This window comes from Acidovorax sp. T1 (assembly GCF_002176815.1).
Classification (GTDB): Bacteria; Pseudomonadota; Gammaproteobacteria; order Burkholderiales; family Burkholderiaceae_C; genus Acidovorax.
Genome location: NZ_CP021648.1, coordinates 3,643,327 through 3,662,400, shown reverse-complemented (window position 1 = coordinate 3,662,400; position 19,074 = coordinate 3,643,327). Strand labels below are relative to the sequence as shown.

Here is a 19,074-nt window from a genome sequence, read left to right as displayed (position 1 = left end):
ATAAGTTGCCGATAAGTCGGCTCAAGGGGGTGACAGCCGATAGTGGTGGGCCAGCATCAGTGCGATCGCGCATGAGGCGATGCGTGTATCACGCGAGTCGGCGCGGCTGGTCAGAATGACTGGCACCTTGGCTCCAAGAACGATCCCGGCGCTGGCTGCGCCGCCCATGAAGATCAACTGCTTGGCAAGCATGTTGCCGCTCTCCAGGTCAGGCACGACGAGGATGTCAGCTTGCCCGGCGACCTCGGAAACGATCCCCTTGATACGCGCAGCGGCGATGGAGACGGCGTTGTCGAAGGCCAGCGGCCCGTCGAGCAGGCCGCCAGTGATCTGGCCGCGATCGGCCATCTTGCACAGCGCCGCAGCGTCCAGCGTGGCCGCCATCGTCGGGCTGACCGTCTCGACCGCGGCCAGGATCGCGACCTTGGGTTCGCGCACGCCGATCACCTGTGCCAGCTCGATGGCGTTGCGGATGATGTCTGCCTTCTGTTCCAGATTCGGGGCGATATTGATCGCCGCATCGGTGACGATGAACGGGCGCGGATAGGCCGGTGTCTGCAACAGGAAGCAATGGCTGACCCGGCGCTTGGTGCGCAACCCCGCTGCTGCCGAAACCAGCGCGGACATCAGTTCGTCGGTGTGCAGGCTCCCTTTCATCAGGGCTTCGACTTCACCTGCGGCTGCCAAGGCGACGGCTTGCTGCGCAGCGGCGTGGCTGTGCGGGACGTCCACAATGGCGACGTCGGCCAGATCCAGCCCGGCCTCGGTGGCGACTGCTTCGAGCCGCCCTCGTGGCCCGACCAGCACCGGCTCGATCAACCCCGCGTGGCGCGCTTCGAGCGCAGCGGACAGGCTGGGGACATCGCACGGATGGGCGACGGCTACCCGAATCGGTTGCAAGTGCGCGACATGCGCCAGCAGGTGCTGCAGGCCTGTGCGGCCCTGCGCATCCGGATGGATTTCCGGCAACGCCGTGCGCGTTCTTTCAATGCGCTCAGTGGGCGCTACGACCTCTACCTGGCCTTGGAAAATCGCCACCCCCTCCTGGCTGGTGCAGGTGCAGTCCAGCGTGACGTGATGGGTGGCCGTGTCTTTGCTGCTCACCTGCATCTGCACGGTCAGCCTGTCGCCGGGCCGAACGGCTCCGAGCAAGCGCAGGTTCTGGCTGACATATTGGGTTCCAGGCCCCGGCAGGCGTGTTCCCAGCACAGCCGAGATCAGGGCGTTTGCACAAATGGCCTCCGTGGTGCCCCGCGAGGGCGAAGACACCGAAGATTCCGGATCCACATCGCCCGATTGCAGCGCGAACATGTGGATGTCTTGCGGCGAAAACGCGCGTTCGAGGCTGGCGCTGTCGCCGATGGCGATCTCGTCGAAGGTGCGGTTGCGCAGAACCTGCAATGCGTCGGCGGCGCCATCGACCGGTGCGGAGGACGTCGTCATTTGCCTTTCCCTCGCCGTGTTTGACTTGTCCGCGGGGCGGCTGGCGTCTTGGACACAGTTTTCTGCGTAGCAGTTTTCTTCTGAGGCGCCTTAGGCTTTGGAGAGGATGTCTTGGAGGTCGTGTTTATGGCCGGAGCGGAGGTGTCACTGGCGGAGCTCGGCATGGCTGGCGCCGCATTCGCATCCTCGACCGCAGCGGATGTGCCACTGGCAGAGCGTGGCATGGCGGTTGTCGACTTCGCGTCCACGACCGTAGCGGAGGTATCAGTGGCGGGACTTATCACGGCGGGCGCCGAAGCCGCCTGCGCTTGGCGCTCGGCCTGCTCGAACAAGGTAGAAACCTGTTCCAGCCTGGTTTGTTCTTGTGCGGACAGCACACCGCCGCTGCCAATCACTTGCACGATCATTCCCGCCACCTGGCGGATGTCATCAGGCGCTATGCCGTTGAGCAATCCGGGGATGGCGGACACCGTGGCGTCCTCGTCGAGCCTCATGAGCAAAGCCTGCCGACGAACGAGGTGGCGAAAGACCTGCATGTCGAAGTCGTTTGCCAAATGGGGGCGCGCGAGTTCTTTTGCGTGCCGGAAGTGCCGCCCGTCGGCCTCGCCACGCGCGGCCAGCACAAAGAACAGCGCCCGTATGGAGGCTTCGGCGAGCCCGCCGCTGTGAATATCCGCTTCGAGCCGTGTCAACTCTTGCGCCAGATACTGGCGATGCTCGGGCGTCTCGCTGGGACGGGGTCGCGGCGGTGCATCGTCGTGCAGGCTCTGTCCAGTCATGGCCTGCACCAGCGGCAGGCTGTACAGCGTGTCAAACGCCTGTGCGTAGATCTGGTCGCGGCAATCACGGAATTGATCCAGCATCTGTTCGACGGCGGTGGAAAACTGCGCCTGCAGTTGCAGGAAAGGGTTGGCCTCGGAGACGGGCTGACGATGGTCGCGCACGTGTTGCGCAGCCTCATGTACTGCGGCGGCGAGCGGATGCCTGTCAGACCACAATTCATAGCCCATGCGCAGCGGATGCAGCGGCTCCAGCCACTTCGCACCCTGGTCCGTGACCAGGGCACGCATCCATGGCTGCACGAAGCTGCGGTAGCAAGCCAGGTTGACCTCGGAGATCCGCGCAACGGCGGCGAACCGGCGATCGTTCTCAGGGTCGGGACGGACGATCTCACGGACTTCATCGATGCTGCTGCGGCGAATCCGCGTCAGGAAGACGTCACTGGTTGGGTCTCCTTCCTGCACTGGGTCGGGATGCTCATCGATTTGCATGTGGTGAATGCCTGCCGGCAGCACGTCGATGATGTCGATGTTCGCAGCGAACTCCTGGTGCTCTTTACGCCCGACGCTGCCGGAGACGAAGATTCCCAGATGTCCGATGCTGTCATGGGTAGCGTAGACGATGGTCTGGTCATGTCCCAGCACGTCCAGGTCGTTGCGGTACAGGTCGGTGATCCAGCCCAGGGCCTGGGGCGGTGGCGTGATGTTGTCCCCATAGGAGCAGAACACCAGGATCGGCGAGCGAATATTGCGCAGGTCGATGCGCACGCCATCAGACGTCACCAGCTGCGCCGTACTCAGTTTGTTGCCGATGAACAGGTTATCGACGATGTACTGTATTTCCACATCGTTCAGGAACACGTGGCCGCCCCAGTACTTCTCGAATTGCAAGTGGCGCGGGCCTTCCGTGTCGACCTTGGCGTACAGGTTGTACTGTTTGCTCCACAGCGTATTGGCCGGGTCCAGGTTCTCGAAGTTCTGTACCAGCCAGGCGCCGTCGAACCGACCGGCGCCCAGATCGCCGGTCAATGCCGTCAACCAACTACCGCCGGTCAGGCCGCCTGCATAGCGCATCGGCATGTCGCCCGCCCAGTACGACAGCGGCGCGCCGGCGACGATGATCGGTCCGAACAGTTCGGGCCAGACGGCAGCTGCCATCAGGATCTGCCAGCCCGCCTGGCAATTGCCGATGACCGCAGGCTTGCCGCGGCTGTCGGGGTGCAGCTCGCCGACCTTGCGCACGAAGGCCGCTTCGGCGCGCATGACGTCCTCGACGGTCTGGCCGGGAACGGGATCGGGCAGAAAGCCTACGAAGTAGCAGGGATGGCCAGCCTTGAGGGCCGCGCCGACCTCGCTATCGGGTTTGAAGCCGCCGATGCCTGGGCCGTGGCCCGCGCGTGGATCGACCACCACGAACGGTCGCTTGTGGGGATCGCTCGGCGTGTCGGCTGGCGGCAGGATACGTACGAGGCCATAGTTGACCGGCTGCGGAAGGTCCAGCCCGGACATGATGACCTCAGAGGCGAAGTCGAGTACGTTCGGCGTCTGCTCCTGCAAATGCTCCTGGTACTGGTTGCCGCGTTGGCGGCGAACGTCGGCATACAGAATGGACCGCTGCCAGGCATCCACTGCATACTCGTTTGCCATCGCCGATAGTCGCAACGGGTCCCACAGCAACTGCCCCCAAGCGGCCGTTGGTGATGTCGTGGTGTCTTGATTCATGGCGATGGGCACTCCGTCTATGATGAAACTGAAAAATTGAATGAAAAGGGGCCGCAGGCACATCGTCTTGCCGGCCCTTCCTCACTCAGTACATGTGCTGGCCACCATTCATCGACACGTTGCTGCCGGTCATGAACCCCGCAGACTCACTGGCGATGAATGCAACCAGTGCGGCGATTTCCTCAGGCCGTCCCAGACGACCCACGGGAATACCGGCAGTCACTTGCTTGACCACTTCCTCCGACATGCTCGTCACCATCTTCGTATCCAGATACCCCGGCGAGACGGTGTTGACTGTCACACCCTTGCGCGCCACCTCTTGCGCAAGGGCTTTAGTGAAGCCATGCATGCCGGCTTTTGCGGCGGAGTAGTTGGTCTGGCCGAACTGCCCCTTGGAGCCGTTGATCGAGGAGATGTTGACGATCCTGCCCCAGCCGCGTTCGAGCATGCCGTCGATGAATGGCCGGGTGACGTTGAAAACGGAGTCGAGATTGACCCGCAGGACCGCATCCCAATCGGCGTAGCTCAGCTTGCGGAACGTAGCATCACGCGTGATGCCCGCGTTGTTGACCAGAATGTCGATGTGGTGACCGTCTGCTTGAATGAGGCCGGCCAGCTCCTGGCAGGAGGCATGGTCGGCCACATCCGCGCCGTAGGCGGCGAAGTCGTAACCTTCGCCGGCTTGGGTTTTCAGCCACGCGCCAATGCTGGCATTGCCCGGCGAATGGACGATGAGCACGGTATGGCCCGCATCGTGCAAGGCCCGGGCGATGGCTTCGCCCAGGCCGCCGCTGCCGCCGGTGACCAGTGCAGTGCGTTGCTCAGCCGGCATTGCGACCACCTGTCTTGGCTGGTGCGTCCTTGTCCTGTGCCTTGGCCCACACCGCTCCCCATTGCTTGAAAATATCCTGGAACGGCAATATCGCATCTGCCTGGCCTACGGCCTGCGTGACCGATTTCTGCCAGTCCTGAATGGCTTGCTGCAGGCCTTGGGTGAAGGTGGTCTGATTCTTGATTGCGACTTGCGTTAGTGCCTGCGCGCCACCCATCTGGTGCTGAAACTGACGCCAGAAGGCCTGCGCGGGCAGCGTGGCCAACTCCTGCCAGTTCTGGGCCTTGAGCAGGCTTTCGATCTCAGTGCCGGACTCGGCAATGTTTTCGCTGCCCGCGCGCGTGGCGTTCTCCAGCCATTGCTGGCCGTTTTCCTGCATCAGGCGTTGGATGCGCAGCTGCAGTTCCAGGTTCGCCTTGAAGAGATTGAGAGGGATGGTTTCATTGCTCATGGTCAAACTCCTTGCTTGGGTTGAAATGCCCACTCGGGCGGTAAAACGATCAGGCCATCTGGCCGATGGTTTTGCGAAAGCGTGCTAACGACAGGAAAAACAGCACCGTTCCGATCAGGGCCAGCGCCAGGAAGGGCTGCCATACCGTCTCCAGGCCCGCGCCCCGGTAAAGGATGGCCTGACTCAGTTCCACGAAATGCGTGGTGGGCGCGATCAGCATGATGTTCTGCACGATCTCGGGCATGCTTTCGCGCGGCGTGGTGCCACCCGACAGCATCTGCAGCGGCATGATGGTAAGCATCATCAACATGCCGAACTGCGGCATGTTGCGCGCCAGGGTGGCGATGAAGATGCCCATCGAGGTGGTGGCGAACAGACTGAGCGCCGCGCCGGCGAAGAACAGCGCAATGGAGCCCTCGATGGGCACGCCCAGGACGCCGCGCACCATGAGATTGAGCGACAGAAAGGAGGCGATCAGCACGACCAGGGCCATCGACCAGATCTTGGAAAGCATGATCTGCGCGGGCGTGACCGGCATCACCAGCAGGTGCTCGATGGTGCCGTGCTCGCGCTCCCGGATCAGCGCCGCGCCAGTCAGGATGATGGACAGCAGCGTGATGTGGTTGATGATCTGAACCACCGAGCCGAACCAGGCCTTGTCTAGCGATGGATTGAAACGCGCACGCAATGCGAGATCCACAGGCAGTGGCTCAGCCCCGCGATAGCGCTTGACGAACTCATTGACCTCGCCGATGGCGATCTGCTGAATGTAGCCGCTGCCCGTGAATGCCTGGCTCATGCGGGTAGCGTCAACGTTGAGCTGCAACGCAGGCGAGCGCCGGGCCAGCACGTCGCGCTGGAAGTTGGGCGGAATGACCAGGGCAAAGGTGTACTGCCCGGCATCCATGCCCGGATCCACCCTTCCATAGTCGATCATGGCCGGTGGCGTGAACTGCGGCGGGTAGAACGCCGAGGCAATCCGCTGGGAGAGCGCCGAATTGTCTTCGTCGACGATGGCGATGGGGGCGTTGTGCAGCGTCTCCGGCATGGACGTGGCCGAGGTGTAGACCGACGCGGTGAACACATAGACGATGAGCACAAGCATCATCGGATCGCGCCAAAGACTCCACAGCTCCTTGACACCAAGGTCGTAGATGTTGGCCAGGTTTCTTCTGCGCATCTCAACGCTCCTGCTTCTTGAGTAGCAAAACAGCCACGCCGAGAATGACCGGAACCGAAATGAGCATCGACCACAGCGGCCCCGTCAGGTCGGCCAGGCCGAGTGATTTGTTGAACACGCCACGGCTGATGGAGATCATGTGCGTGGCGGGGTAGATCTCGCCGATGAACTTGCTGGAGCCTTCGAGCGAGGACACTGGATCGATCAGGCCGGCGAACTGGGTGGCCGGGATCAGGGTACCGATCATGGCAAAGAACATGGCCGCGATCTGGCTACGCGTGACGGCCGAGGCCAGCAGCCCCATGCCGGTCGCAGCGAAGGAGAAGATCAGCGCGGCCAGCGACAGGGTGAAGAAGCTGCCCGTGACCGGCACACCGAAGACGGTGACCGCGAGCAGGCTCATCAGCAGGAAGTTCACCATGGCCAGACCGACATAGGGCAGTTGCTTGCCAAGCAGGAACTCGATGCGCGTGACCGGCGTCACGTAGAGATTGGTGATCGAGCCCGTCTCCTTCTCGCGCACCACCGCCAGCGCGGTCAGCATGGCCGGCAGCATGAGCAGCAGCAGAGGGATCACCGCCGGCACCATGGCCGGCAGGCTCTTGACATCGGGGTTGTAGCGAAAGCGTGTCTCGACGCTCGCATTTCCTGCGGCGCTGGCACCGCTGCGTTCGCTGGCCTGTACGAGCAGCCAGTGCTGGTGCATGCCCTGAACGTAGCCCTGGACGGTTTCCGCGCGTTGCGGCATGGCGCCGTCGATCCAGGCACCTATCTGCACGTTCTGGCCTCGCAACACATCGCGAGAGAAGCCAGGGGGGATCTCAATGGCCAGCGACAGTTCGCCGTTGCGCATACGCCGGTCGAGGTCCTCGTAGTCGATGATCGGCGCGTGCTCGGTGAAGTAGCGCGATCCGGCCAAGTTCAGCGTGTAGTTCTGGCTAAGCGTGGTCTGGTCGCGATCGAGCACCGCATAGCTCAGGTCCTCGACGTCCATGGTGATGCCGAAGCCGATCACGAACATCAGCAGCAGCGAACCGCCCAGCGCCAGCGTGGCGCGTACCGGGTCCCGCTGCAATTCCAGCGTCTCGCGCCACAGATAGCTGAACATTCGCTGCAGACTGAAACCGCCAGAGCCGTGCCCGCCGTGTTCAGCGGGTACCGCGGATGGCTGCTCCTCGTGATTGTCGGCCTCAGGCTGGCTGGGCGGGGCGGCTGTGCCTCCCTCGGCTTCGAGGAGGTAGCCGATGAAGGCCTCTTCAAGGGTTTTGGCGCCGCGTTTCTCGACCAGCCTGGCGGGCACGTCGCTGTCGAGCACCTTGCCGGCATGCATCATCGACATGCGGTCGCAGCGTTCGGCCTCGTTCATAAAGTGAGTGGAAATGAAGACCGTCACCCGGTCGCGCCGCGACAATTCAATAAGCAGCCGCCAGAACGCATCACGCGCCACCGGGTCGACGCCGGAGGTCGGCTCGTCCAGAATCAGCAGCTCGGGCTTGTGCACCATGGCAACGGCCAGCGACAGGCGCTGGCGTATGCCCAGCGGCAGACTGGCCGGCAGGCTGTCGATGACGTCCACCAGCCCGAAGCGCTCCACCATCTCGTCCACGCGGCCCGGAATATCGTTCGGGGACACACTGAAGAGCTTGGCGTGCAACTCCAGGTTCTGGCGTACCGTGATTTCGCTGTAGAGCGAGAACGCTTGGGACATGTAGCCGACGCGGCGGCGGGTGCCCAGATCATGCGGGTTCACTTCATGGCCGAACAGCCAGGCCCGACCCTCGCTCGCCGGCAACAGGCCGGTAAGCATCTTCATCGTCGTGGACTTGCCGCACCCGTTGGAGCCGAGGAAGCCGAAGATTTCACCGCGCCGGATGCGGAAGGACACGCTATCGACGGCAACGAAGTCGCCAAAGCGCATGGTCAGCCCCTCGGCCTCGATGGCGATATCGTCCGCGCCGCCATCCGACAAGGGGGGAATGACTACCGCTTGGTGTCCGCGCTTTTTCTCTTCCGGGAGCAGGCGGATGAATGCCTCTTCCAGGTTCGGGCTGCCTGTTCTTGCCAGCAATTCCTTCGGCGTGCCGGTGGCGAGAACCTTGCCGTCGTCGATGGCGGCCAGCCAGTCGAAGCGCTGGGCCTCATCCATGTAGGCCGTGGCCACAATCACGCTCATGCCGGGGCGATCGGCGCGGATACGCTCAATCAGATCCCAGAACTGCGCGCGCGCCAGCGGGTCCACGCCAGTCGTCGGCTCATCGAGAATCAGAAAATCCGGGTCATGAATCAGCGCGCAGCACAGGCCGAGTTTTTGCTTCATGCCCCCGGACAGCTTGCCTGCCGGGCGCTCCAGGAATTTGAACAGGCCAGTGGCCTGGGTCAGCTCATCGATGCGCTGGCGGCGCTCGGGCGCGTCATGGCCGAACAGCCGCGCGAAGAATTGCAGATTCTCCTCGACCGAGAGCGTCGGATACAGGTTCTTGCCCAACCCCTGCGGCATGTAGGCGATGCGCGGGCACACCAGCTTGCGGTGGGCCTTGCTGGCCATGTCGCCACCGAGCACCTCGACCGTGCCTTCCTGGATGATGCGCACACCGGCCAGCAACGAGAGCAGGCTGGACTTACCCACGCCGTCGGGGCCGATCAGACCGACCATCCGTCCAGCGGGGATGTCCAGGTCAATGCCATCCAAGGCAATGACGTCGCGGTAGCGCAGTCTTACCTGGCGGACACTTGCAACGGTCGCGAGCTGCGCGCTGTGGCTCATACCTTACTCCGGCACACGAACGGAGAGGTTCTGAGGCCACTCGGCCTTGGCGTCGAGCTTGACCCAGGCTACGCCGGGCAGACCGGTCTTGACCTGGTTCAGGTGCTCACGCAGCAGCTCCTGCGAGATCTGTGCGCGCACGCGAAACATCAGCTTTTGTCGCTCACTGGCGGTTTCCACCGTCTTGGGGGTGAACTGCGCTGCGCTGGCGACGAAGGAAACGGTGGCTGGAATCACATACTCGGGCGCGGCATCCAGAATGATGCGAACCTCCGAACCCAGCGCAACGCGGCCGGCCACGGTTTCGGGCAGGAAGAAGGTGATGTACACGTCCGACAGATCAAGGAGGTTCAAGACACGTCCGCCCGCTCCAAGCACCTCGCCGGGTTGCGCGACACGCACCTGAACCCGTCCGTCGCGCGGAGACCGCAGTTCGCTGTCGCGGATGTCGGCTTCGATGCGGCTGATACTGGCCGTAGCGGCGGACACGCTGGACTGCGCGCCGACAAGCTGCGCCCTGGCGGCTTCGACCGCGGCGCGGGCAGCGGCGGCCTGTGCCTTGCTGGCCGCGAGGGTCGCCTGGGCGCCCCGTACGCGCGCCCGGTCATCGTCCAGTTCCTGGATCGAGGCGGCTCCCTCACTCGACAGCGTGCTGGAGCGTGTCAGGCGCCGTTGCGCGGCGTCCAGTTCCGACTCGCGCTGACCAACCAGAGCCAAGGCGGCAGTCACGTCGGCTTCACGCAGCGCCACCTGTGCCTGCGCCGCGGTCACCGAATGCTCAGCCTGCTGACGCATGGCCAGGGCCTCGTCGCGCTGCGCTTCCAGCGTTTCCAGCCGCATCTTGGCCAGTGGCTGGCCGGCTGTGACGAAATCGCCTTCACGCACCAGGATGTCTTCGATGCGGCCGGGAAGCTTGGTGGCCACGTCGATCTCGGTGGCTTCGATGCGGCCATTGCCGTTGACGAATCCTTCGCCCGGGCCGCTGTCGGTAAACCTCGTCCAGCTCCACCAGGCCAGCGCGGCAACAACCGCTGCAGCGAAAGCGACCAGGAGTTTTTTCTTGAGAGAGGGGGAGACAGTCATGGGTTCGGCGTGCCTTAACGGGTTGATGGGGTGGAAGCGGGAGTCGAGGCCGCACCCTGTGCCTCGCCGGCTGCGGCGAGGGTGCCGCCGCCGAGCGCGGCATACAGCGCCACTTGGCTGGACAGCAGCGCGCGGCGCGCCTGTACCAGTTGTTGCTGGGCTCCCAGCAGATCGCGTTGGGCATCCAGCACTTCCAAGAAGGCGGCCGAGCCGTTGTCGTAGCGCAACTTGGCCAGGCGTGCGCGTTCGCTTTGCGCTTCCAGGTTGGCTCTCTGGATCGTCAACTGCTCAGCCAGCCAGTGCTTTGCGCTCAGCGCATCGGCCACCTCGCGGAAGGCCGATTGAATGGTTTTTTCGTATCCGGCGACGGCGATGTCGCGGCGCACTTCGCTCAGCTCCAGATTGGCGCGGCGGCGCCCGCCATCGAAGATGGGCAGCGACAGGGTGGGCATGAAGGTCCAGGCGCGACTGCCGGAATCGAACAAGCCATTCAAGTCGGAGCTGGCCGTGCCGAAGCTGCCGGTCAGCGCAATGCGCGGCAAGAACGCCGCGCGGGCCGCGCCGATGTGGGCATTGCTGGCACGCAATTGGTGTTCGGCGGAAATGATGTCCGGGCGACTGACCAGCAGCTCCGAAGGCAGACCGGCCCGCAGCTCAGCCAGAACCGTCGTTTCATCGAAGGGTGCCTTGGCGGGCAGCGGGCCGGGATCAGCGCCTACCAGCAGTGCCAGGGCGTGCAGTTGCGTGGTGCGAGCTTGCTCAAGCTGCGTCAGCAGCGCCTGAGCTTGGTTCAGCAGGGTCTGGACCTGTGTGAGATCCAGCTTCGAGGTCGAGCCGACTTCGACGCGGCGCCGGAAAATGCGATAGGACTCCTCGCGGGTGGTCACGGTTTGCCGTGCGATCGCCACGCGTTCGTCGATCTCGCGCAGGCCAAGATAGCCGTCTGCCACCTGGGCGATCAGCGCCAAATGGACGGCCTGGCGAGCCGCGTCGGAAGCCAGCCAAGTTTGCAGGGCGGCGTCTTCCAGGTTGCGGATCCGACCCCACAGATCCAGTTCCCAGGTGGTCAAACCCACCTCGGCCCGGTACTCGCCGCCCACCTGCGATCGGCCCGACATGTTCAGGTCGCCAGGGACGCGCGCGCGTCCACCTTGGGCGCCCACGCCCATGGCAGGAAAACGATCCGAGCGCTGAATGCGGAATGTGGCGCTGGCTTCCTCGACGCGCAGCGCGGCCACGCGCAGGTCGCGGTTGTTTTCCAGCGCGGTCTCGATGAGGCGTTGCAGCAGGGGGTCGGTGAAGTACGCCTGCCAGGCAAGCTCTCCCGCGTGGGCGCCGTCGGTGCCTGATCCAAGATGCGCGGGCCAGGCTTCGGGCACGGGCAATGGCGGGGTGTCTGGCGCCGGAGCGAGCGACATGCAGCCGGTCAAGACGACGGCGCTCAGGGCCAACGAGGCAGCGCGCAATCTGAACGCAGGAAACAACGGGGAAGTTGGGAGCATGGTCACGTTCCGTACAGGTATCGGGCTGAAGAGGGTCTGGTCGCAGAGGAGGGAATGGCTGCCACCCGCGCAATGCGGGGTTCGTGGCTGGTGTCCGCAGGCCCTACTTTCTTGCTTGCAAGTGCTGTCAAGCCCACTTCATCTCCTTGTTGATATGTGCATCCCCGTGTTCCCCGGCTGGTTGATAGGGCGCTCTTCCTGTGTCGTAACCCGATGTGCCAGGTTCACTCGCGCCCTGTGTTGATCTGCATTGTGAAATCTGAAAACAAACGACTGGACGATTATTTTCAATTATACGTTACAATCCAAGAACCGCAATCAGCGGGCTCGTCGGTCATTGACGCAGGTCAATTCGAGCTGCCGGCTTGGGTTCAAGGAAGGCCCTGATTCTTGGTAGAGCCGGTGACAGGCCCATGGGAACACCCCTCAGATCTTTGAACAGAGCCTTTGAATGCCACCCAAGAAAGATGACGCGCCAGACAACAAGCGCCGCTACCTGTCCTCTGCCGCCAGGAAAGAGGAAATACTCGACGCGGCCCTGGTCGAATTCGCGGATCGGACATACAACGCAGTGTCGATGGAGCGCCTGGCGGAATGCGCGGGCTTGTCCAAGGCTGGCATCTATGCCCACTTCAAAAGCAAGGAAGAAATTTTTCACGCCTTGCTCGAACGTACGACGAAGCAGATTTGTGATTTCCAGGGCTGGCTCCCGGATGAGGATCTGACGTTGCCAGAGCTGGTAGATGTCTACCTGGATCGCCTGTACGCGACCTTCAGCTCCCCTGCCACGATGTCGATCTACCGGCTGCTTCTGGCCGAAAGCGCCAGAACACCAGAGCTGGTGCAGCGTTGGCACAACGAAGTTGCGCACGGACTGAAAGAGCGGGCGCAGACCATCATCCACCGCAACATACGCCGAGGCGTCATTCGCCCAGGCGTCTTGACCGAACACTTCTTCCCGTTGGCGCTCGCGCCCGCAGTGCTGTGGCTGAGTTCCTCGATGCTGTCCAAGGGCAGTCCTTCCATCTCGCTGGTGCAGTTACGGGATGCGCACCGGCAACTGTTGCTTGAGCTTTTGCAGCCTCAATGAGCGGAGTGATGCACATAGTCCTGCGCGCCCTTGCAGGCTTGGCGATCGGCTTTGTGGTACTGCTGCTGACTGTGTGGGGTGCGCTGGCTCTGTGGCATCAGATGCCGGGACCTTCGGTGGTGCGATGGTTCGTCATTGCCATGTGGTCTACGTTGGGTGTGACCGTTGTCTTGTCGCGGGCGGGCTTGCTTGGGCGGCGCAATCGCAACATCGCCGGATTCGCATTTGTGATCGCAGCCGCCTCCCTGCTCATGTGGTGGGGGACGCTGCAGCCGTCACACCAGCGTGTATGGGCTGACGATGTCGCCCAGTTGCTGGAGGCCAGGATCGACGGCAACCATGTTCACCTGAATAATGTGCGCAACTTCCAGTGGCGCAGCGAAACCGACTACACCCCGCAGTGGGAGAGCCGCACATACGACCTGGATCGTCTGCGCAGCGCCGACTTGGTGCTTTCCTACTGGATGGGGCCGCACATCGCCCACACCCTGGTGTCGTTCGGCTTCGATGGCGGTGAACGCGTGGTGTTCTCGCTGGAAATTCGCAAGGAACGCCATGAGTCCTTCTCGGCGGTAGGAGGATTCTTCCGTCAGTTCGAGCAGATCCTGGTAGCCGCCGATGAGCGAGACATTGTGCGTACGCGCAGCAACGCGCGAGGCGAAGATGTTTATCTCTATCGCTTGCAGATGAATCAGGCGAGTGCCCGCGCGTTGTTTCTGGAGTTTCTGAACGCGGCCAATGAACTGCGGCAGAAACCGCGCTTTTACAACACGTTAACCAGTAACTGCACGACCATCGTATTCGAGCTGGCCCGGGTCATTGCGCCCGCATTGCCAATGGACTATCGCCTGCTGCTGTCTGGATATTTTGCGCGGTACGTCTACGACATGCATGGATTGACGCCTGGCTATCGTTACGATGAATTGCAGGCACTGGGGCATATCAACGAACGTGCCCTTGCTTCCGATGTGTCAGAGGATGACTTCTCGATGTCGATTCGACAAGGTGTGCCAGGCATCCCTGCCAACGAGGTGAATCCATGAGGTTCCCGCAGGCCTGCCTTCTCATTACATGCGCCGCTCTTGCTCCGCTGCTGCTGGGGGGCTGCTCGATCCTGCGCGAGTTCGGCCCAGTGGTTGAAGTTCATACGCTACCTACCAGGGAGGCCATCGAACTCAAGCGCGGCGACATCCTGACACGTGGCAAGCTCAGCGATGCGACTGTCCAGACCATCAGGGTGGCGGCATTGGATGAGCAGGCATGCGCAAAGCCGATCTCCTCGGAGTGCGCGGAGGCCTTGGCTACCGTGACGGGGGTTGCCACGGATAGACGCCTGGCTGCACTGTCCGAACTATGGCTGGCGCAGGCTCAGGCCATGAAGCCCGGTTCAGCGCAGCAAGCCGCCTGGCTTGAGACGATTCGCTATGCCTATGCTTATCTGTTCCTTGGTGACCATACTCCGGGAGAGCGGGCCTTCGAGGATCGCCAGACCCAAGTGCGGGATTGGTATAACTATGCCGTCGAGCATGCGGCCACCGGCATGTTCGAAGTTCGGCAACAAATGCCGACGCAGTTGTCCGACCAGACCAGTTGGAACATTGCAGGCTGGGAACTGAAGCTGGATATGCGCGGCGCGCGCTTACCGGGCAGTACGGCGGTGCCAGCCGAACTCCTGCCAGCCTCGTCCCTGTCTTTCCGTGGATTGCGTAGCCTCTACCGGCGCGACGGCTTTGGCGCCGAGCTTGTGGCGGTCATTCCGGACGAGTCCCTGAGCGCCGCCCCAACTCGGGGTGGTCGCCCAGCGGCAAAACATGATCAGCAACCGCTGCCCTGGAGCGAGATGCCCGCGCCGTCCATGACGGTTCTGCTGCATCCCGACGGAGACAACTTGGACAGCGTGCTGCATGCTCGTACAGCCCGTCTGACGGTGCATGACCCCTATGTGGAATCGGCCATTATGCTGCGCGGCCAACGTGTGCCGCTGGCGGCCAATTTCACGGCCGGCTATGGCGTATGGCTGGCCCGTGCCAATTTCAACCGCCAGTCGCTGCGCAGCCTGCTCGGGCGCGAGGGTGGCATCGACCGCCCGCACGTCTACTTGATGCAGCCCTACGATCCGAACAGGCGGATCATCGTCATGCTGCACGGACTGGCCAGCAGCCCGGAAGCCTGGGTGGAACTCGCCAACGAAATCTTGGGCGATGAGGCGCTGCGCCAGCATTACCAAATCTGGCAGGTCTACTACCCGACCAATATGCCGATCGCATTGAACCACGCGATGATTCGCAGAGCGCTCGGGGATACGCTGGCGCATTTCGATCCTTCCGGCCAGGCGCCGGCATCGTCCGACCTTGTACTGGTGGGGCATAGCATGGGCGGGGTCATCGCGCGGTTGATGGTGTCGTCAACCGACCAGTCGCTGGTGCAGCTGGCTGCGGATCGCAGTCGGCTGACGCCGCAGCAGATCAAACGCATAGATCCGATGTTGCGTTTCGAGCCCTTCCCGAATGTCAGCAGTGCCATCTTCATCGCGGCGCCTCATCGGGGCACATCGGTCGCGGGTGGACGCCTGGGGCGCTGGATGGCGGGATTTATCCGCTTTCCCATTACGGTGCTCGAAGAACTCGCCCATACACTGGCACCCAATGCGGCCGCCAGCAGCCGTGAAAGCCTGGCAGCCATTCCCAATAGCGTGAACAATCTCGACGAAAACGATCCGTTCGTGCGTACGGCGGCGGGCTTTCCCATCTCATCCCAGGTGCGCTATCACTCGATCGTGGCCCAAGCCAATTCCGAAGTGGCCCTCGATGATTCCGATGACGGTCTTGTGCCTTATCGCAGCGCACATCTTCCCGGCGCACAGTCCGAGAAAGTCATTATTTCGGGGCACAGCGTGCAACAGAGCGCGGCCGCGATACTGGAGATCCAGCGTATTCTGAGAGAGGACATGGCTCTGCGGGAAGCGCATTTACAGCCATAGACAACTGCCATCTGCTGTGCGCGGCCGAGCTGATTTCGGATTTCGTATGGGCGTAATGCATTCATCTGAATGCGCAAAGAGCATCAGACTTACTGTTGCCCGCTCGACGCTGGCACAGTGGGTCGGTGCGTGCGGCGCGCAACTGCAGCCGATGGTAAAGGCGCTGGATGACGAACTGCGTCGCCACGTGGTGCTGCACGCCCACGAGACGCCGATGCTCAAGCCCAAGCATCTTGGCGACGGCAAGGCGTACCCAACGTGATCCGCCGTCTGGCGGCGACCCAGCCCATGCTCGACAAAATCGTCGGCCACCAACGCCACATCGCTCAGGCCTACGGCATATCGATGGAGCATGCGCGCTGGCTGTTGACCACCGTGGCGTTCCACTGCCTTGCCGTGGCCGACACGGTGTACTCGGTCGCCGAACGGGAACCCGTCGTGGATGCAGACCGTGCGACGGAGGAAGCCGAGATGGAGGCCGAACTCAACAGGGCATGCACGCACTCATTGTTGGCATGCTGGCCTTGATGGATGCTGATGGCCTTTCAGGAGATAGTTGATCGTCGTTCTCGTTTGTGGGGGTTGAATGGAAATCCAGGGATGCCGTAATTGAGGAGCCTGGACGGCGTATCGTTCAGGAACAAACACGCACGGGCGGCCAGGCCCTGCCGTGGCTCGACATGACGGCCTTCCTGCGCGGGGCCATCGACCTTGCGCTAGACAACCATGCCAATGCGCCACGCAGCAATACGCAATGGGTGTTCTTCGACCGTGGCCTGATCGACGCGGCGGCAGCACCCCAGGCACTGGACGGCACTACTATTCTGGACACGATTGCCCAGTCGCATCGCTACCACTCGCGCATCTTTCTGGCCCCGCCGTGGCCTGAAATCTATGTGCAGGACGAAGAACGCCGTCACAGCATGGATGAAGCGCGGGCTGAATTCGAGCGGCTTCAGCGCACCTATCCAGCGCTGGGCTATGCGGTATCGCGGTTGCCCAAGATCAGAGTGGCGCAACGCGCTGACTTTGTGCTGGACACCTTGGCTAGCCGCTAACCTACCAAGGCGAACTCTACCGTATCTCACCGCCACGTAGGACTCCATGCTCAAATCTCTTGCGTAACTCTGAGATAAGGATTGTTGGGTGGTACTGCATCGAACAACCAATTCGCATCGATCAGCAAATACCCATGCAGCTTCCGGGACTTGCGCGGCCCGGTGACTTCACAGATCCAGATGTTCAAGCCGCTGTCGTGCTTTCGATGCAACCCCAGTTTCTCAAAGCGCTTCTGCACCCACTGCCAATCCGGCATCTTGTCCTGCCGTGCCAGCGTGCCGACATGAGGGTGCTCCTGGACGTAGCGCTGGAACACACCTGGGCTGACCAAGTAGGCCGTGTCATTCACGGAATGCACGAGCGCTTTTGCGTCGTTGATGATGAGCCGGCGCGAAGCAATTCCCTGTTTCAGCCACATCATGAAATGTTCGCCTGACGGGGGCGCTGCTGTTAGGGGTGGTTTAGCAGTAGATGGTGGTGGCGAAGGAAGCACTGCGGCAGTCGCTGGCATAGGAGTGCTGGGGTCTGCGGGGTAGCTTCTCTGTGCGACCGGCTCCACATCCTGCTCGGCACCAGGCGAGCCGCTCGTGCTCACCATTGCCAGCATGTCCTCCATGACATCGGACACGGGCTGGGCCTTAGGCGGTGAGGCGGTGACGGTACTACTGCCTTCCCAAGATGGAAGTTTCTGACCGTTCGGGGCTGCCTTCGCCATGGCCGCAGGCGGCATTTTCGGCGCCTCGGCGTCGTTTTCGGCGACTGCCGCGTCGATCGCTACCGTGCCTGCAAAAGGCGTCGGTCGCTCGCCAGATTCCCAGATCAGCGCAGGAGCGAGGCGCAACAGGGTGAACGAGTGGGACCAGCCGGTGGAACTGGTTATGGTCGCGCGCCAAATAGCCTTGCCGTCGGGCGCCGGCTGCAACATGCCGTGATCCTGGAGGACGTTGAACACCGCGGTGTTGTTCGCAGGGATGCCATCGACGCCTTGGGACAGCAGGTGCGCACGCAGTTTGTCCGAGACCGTTTTGCTCACCAGCCACAGGGCATCGTCGGTGAGCCAGCCATCGGAGGCTTCCGGCTGGTTCAGTTTCAACTGTTCCTTGAGCAGGTAGCGCAACCCGTCGAGCAGCTTGCGCTGCAGCGCGTGCTTGGGCGCAGCCATGGCGCGGGCCGGATCGCCGCCCAGCTCCTGGGCCACCGAGGCCCGGTCTGCCTGCACGACAAGTTCGCCCAGTACGCCGGCGTGCTCGTACTGCCCGGCCAGGACGTAGAGCAGTGGTGCCCACAGGGACGGATAGCCGCTGAGCCAGTCCAGGGCCTCACGGTCGAGCAGTTGGTGGTAGAGCAAACCTGTCGCGGCGCTGTGCAGGCGGTACTCGCGATCGTCGCGGTAGCGGAATCGGTATGGCTGGCGCAGCGGGCCGTGCCAAGGGTGCCAGATGCTGCCGTCGGCCAGCTCGACGTGCAGATCGACGGCGATCTTGCCGATGTCGTGCAGCAGCGCGGCGTAGGCGACGGCGGCGGTCCAGGCTTCGGACTGTGCCGCTTGGTCTTCGGGGCTGGCGCCGATGGGCAGCAGATGGGACTGCCGCAGTTTCAGACTGTAGGCGACGATTTCGAGGCCGTGGTCGAGCATGCCGCCCAGATAGGCATGGTGATGCGCCTCGGAGGCCGGGAAGGCCTGGACCAGCTCGGCGTAGCGTTCCAGGGGCGCTCGGTACAGCGTGGCGAATTGCCTGCGCGACAGCGAGGTGCGCTGCCAAATGTGCTCCAGCAGCTTCTGCCGGCGCGGGGTGGCCAGCAGCGATGCGGCCGACTCGGGCCGCATCAACCCTTTCGGGAGGACGGTGGCGGGTGCTGGCGGTGGCGCGCCGGCGACCGGGGGCCGTTTTCGCTGGAACAGGGAGAGCATGCGGGTGTCCTGTGGCGGGCCGACCGGGAGGCCTTTTTGCCTTTTCGAGGTAGGGCCTTTCCCCTTGCACCCCATTCCCTTGCCGTTTCGGCCCTTTGGCCTTTAACCGTTTCGGTATAGCGGGGCCTGGGTTGCGGTTCCAGCGTCAATGTGGAACCCGCACGAATGGATTGCGCGGCGACCAGCCGCTGGCCTCGGCCTATGCTGCGGAGACGCTGTTTTCGCCAGGTAGGTTGCTCTCTAGGCGTCAAAGTTGACAAATGCGACAAAGGCGACT

Annotated in this window: 14 protein-coding genes and 1 pseudogene; 6 read left to right on the top strand and 9 right to left on the bottom strand. The window is 62.8% G+C overall.

The genetic code is table 11. The annotated features are described in order from the left end of the window. Nucleotides 1-21: 21 nt before the first annotated feature. The 8 genes from CCX87_RS17055 to CCX87_RS17020 all read right to left on the bottom strand — a co-directional run bounded on the left by CCX87_RS17055 (nt 22) and on the right by CCX87_RS17020 (nt 11,756). Nucleotides 22-1,443 carry a bifunctional enoyl-CoA hydratase/phosphate acetyltransferase gene (locus CCX87_RS17055; protein WP_054667833.1) on the bottom strand — a complete coding sequence of 474 codons (1,422 nt, stop codon included), beginning with the start codon at nt 1,441-1,443 and terminating at the stop codon, nt 22-24. Then, nucleotides 1,440-3,944: a DUF3141 domain-containing protein gene (locus tag CCX87_RS17050; RefSeq protein ID WP_087748437.1), complete on the bottom strand. Its 2,505-nt coding sequence runs from the start codon at nt 3,942-3,944 to the stop codon at nt 1,440-1,442. Before CCX87_RS17050 ends, CCX87_RS17055 begins: the two co-directional genes overlap by 4 nt. A gap of 85 nt (nt 3,945-4,029) precedes the next feature. After that, a complete protein-coding gene (gene phbB / locus CCX87_RS17045) occupies nt 4,030-4,776 on the bottom strand; it encodes an acetoacetyl-CoA reductase (RefSeq protein WP_068679679.1) in 747 nt (248 codons plus the stop codon). Continuing rightward, nucleotides 4,766-5,227: a phasin family protein gene (locus CCX87_RS17040; protein WP_087747806.1), complete on the bottom strand. Its 462-nt coding sequence runs from the start codon at nt 5,225-5,227 to the stop codon at nt 4,766-4,768. The genes phbB and CCX87_RS17040 overlap by 11 nt, the downstream gene beginning before the upstream one ends. A gap of 49 nt (nt 5,228-5,276) precedes the next feature. After that, complete coding sequence (locus CCX87_RS17035; protein ID WP_087747805.1) at nt 5,277-6,407, bottom strand: ABC transporter permease; 1,131 nt, start codon at nt 6,405-6,407, stop codon at nt 5,277-5,279. Nucleotide 6,408: 1 nt separating this feature from the next. Then, nucleotides 6,409-9,171, bottom strand: coding sequence for a ribosome-associated ATPase/putative transporter RbbA (gene rbbA, locus CCX87_RS17030; protein WP_087747804.1), 2,763 nt, complete (start codon nt 9,169-9,171; stop codon nt 6,409-6,411). 3 nt (nt 9,172-9,174) lie between these two features. After that, the gene (locus tag CCX87_RS17025; protein WP_054667827.1) at nt 9,175-10,254 is read right to left on the bottom strand and encodes an HlyD family secretion protein; all 1,080 of its coding nucleotides are present in this window, start codon (nt 10,252-10,254) and stop codon (nt 9,175-9,177) included. Nucleotides 10,255-10,268: 14 nt separating this feature from the next. Then, nucleotides 10,269-11,756, bottom strand: coding sequence for an efflux transporter outer membrane subunit (locus tag CCX87_RS17020; protein WP_054667826.1), 1,488 nt, complete (start codon nt 11,754-11,756; stop codon nt 10,269-10,271). Between the two features lie 451 nt (nt 11,757-12,207). On the opposite strand from CCX87_RS17020, the gene CCX87_RS17015 reads away from it, so the two are divergent. The 6 genes and pseudogenes from CCX87_RS17015 (at nt 12,208) to CCX87_RS16990 (ending at nt 16,884) form a co-directional block, all read left to right on the top strand. Beyond that, on the top strand, nt 12,208-12,846 hold the full coding sequence (locus CCX87_RS17015) for a TetR/AcrR family transcriptional regulator (RefSeq protein ID WP_087747803.1): 639 nt from the start codon (nt 12,208-12,210) through the stop codon (nt 12,844-12,846). 8 nt (nt 12,847-12,854) lie between these two features. Further along, nucleotides 12,855-13,889: an Lnb N-terminal periplasmic domain-containing protein gene (locus CCX87_RS17010; RefSeq protein WP_068679670.1), complete on the top strand. Its 1,035-nt coding sequence runs from the start codon at nt 12,855-12,857 to the stop codon at nt 13,887-13,889. After that, nucleotides 13,886-15,826, top strand: a complete 1,941-nt coding sequence (locus CCX87_RS17005; protein ID WP_087747802.1) for an esterase/lipase family protein — start codon at nt 13,886-13,888, stop codon at nt 15,824-15,826. The genes CCX87_RS17010 and CCX87_RS17005 overlap by 4 nt, the downstream gene beginning before the upstream one ends. 46 nt (nt 15,827-15,872) lie before the next feature. Next, a pseudogene (locus CCX87_RS17000) lies at nt 15,873-16,052 on the top strand (IS66 family transposase); the annotation flags it as partial. 32 nt (nt 16,053-16,084) lie between these two features. Next, a complete protein-coding gene (locus tag CCX87_RS16995; RefSeq protein ID WP_003050070.1) occupies nt 16,085-16,354 on the top strand; it encodes a hypothetical protein in 270 nt (89 codons plus the stop codon). A 47-nt stretch (nt 16,355-16,401) separates the two neighbouring features. Next, nucleotides 16,402-16,884: an AAA family ATPase gene (locus CCX87_RS16990; protein ID WP_013520789.1), complete on the top strand. Its 483-nt coding sequence runs from the start codon at nt 16,402-16,404 to the stop codon at nt 16,882-16,884. 50 nt (nt 16,885-16,934) lie between these two features. On the opposite strand, the gene mobH is transcribed toward CCX87_RS16990, so the two are convergent. After that, on the bottom strand, nt 16,935-18,797 hold the full coding sequence (mobH, locus tag CCX87_RS16985) for a MobH family relaxase (protein ID WP_003050081.1): 1,863 nt from the start codon (nt 18,795-18,797) through the stop codon (nt 16,935-16,937). Nucleotides 18,798-19,074 lie beyond the last annotated feature (277 nt).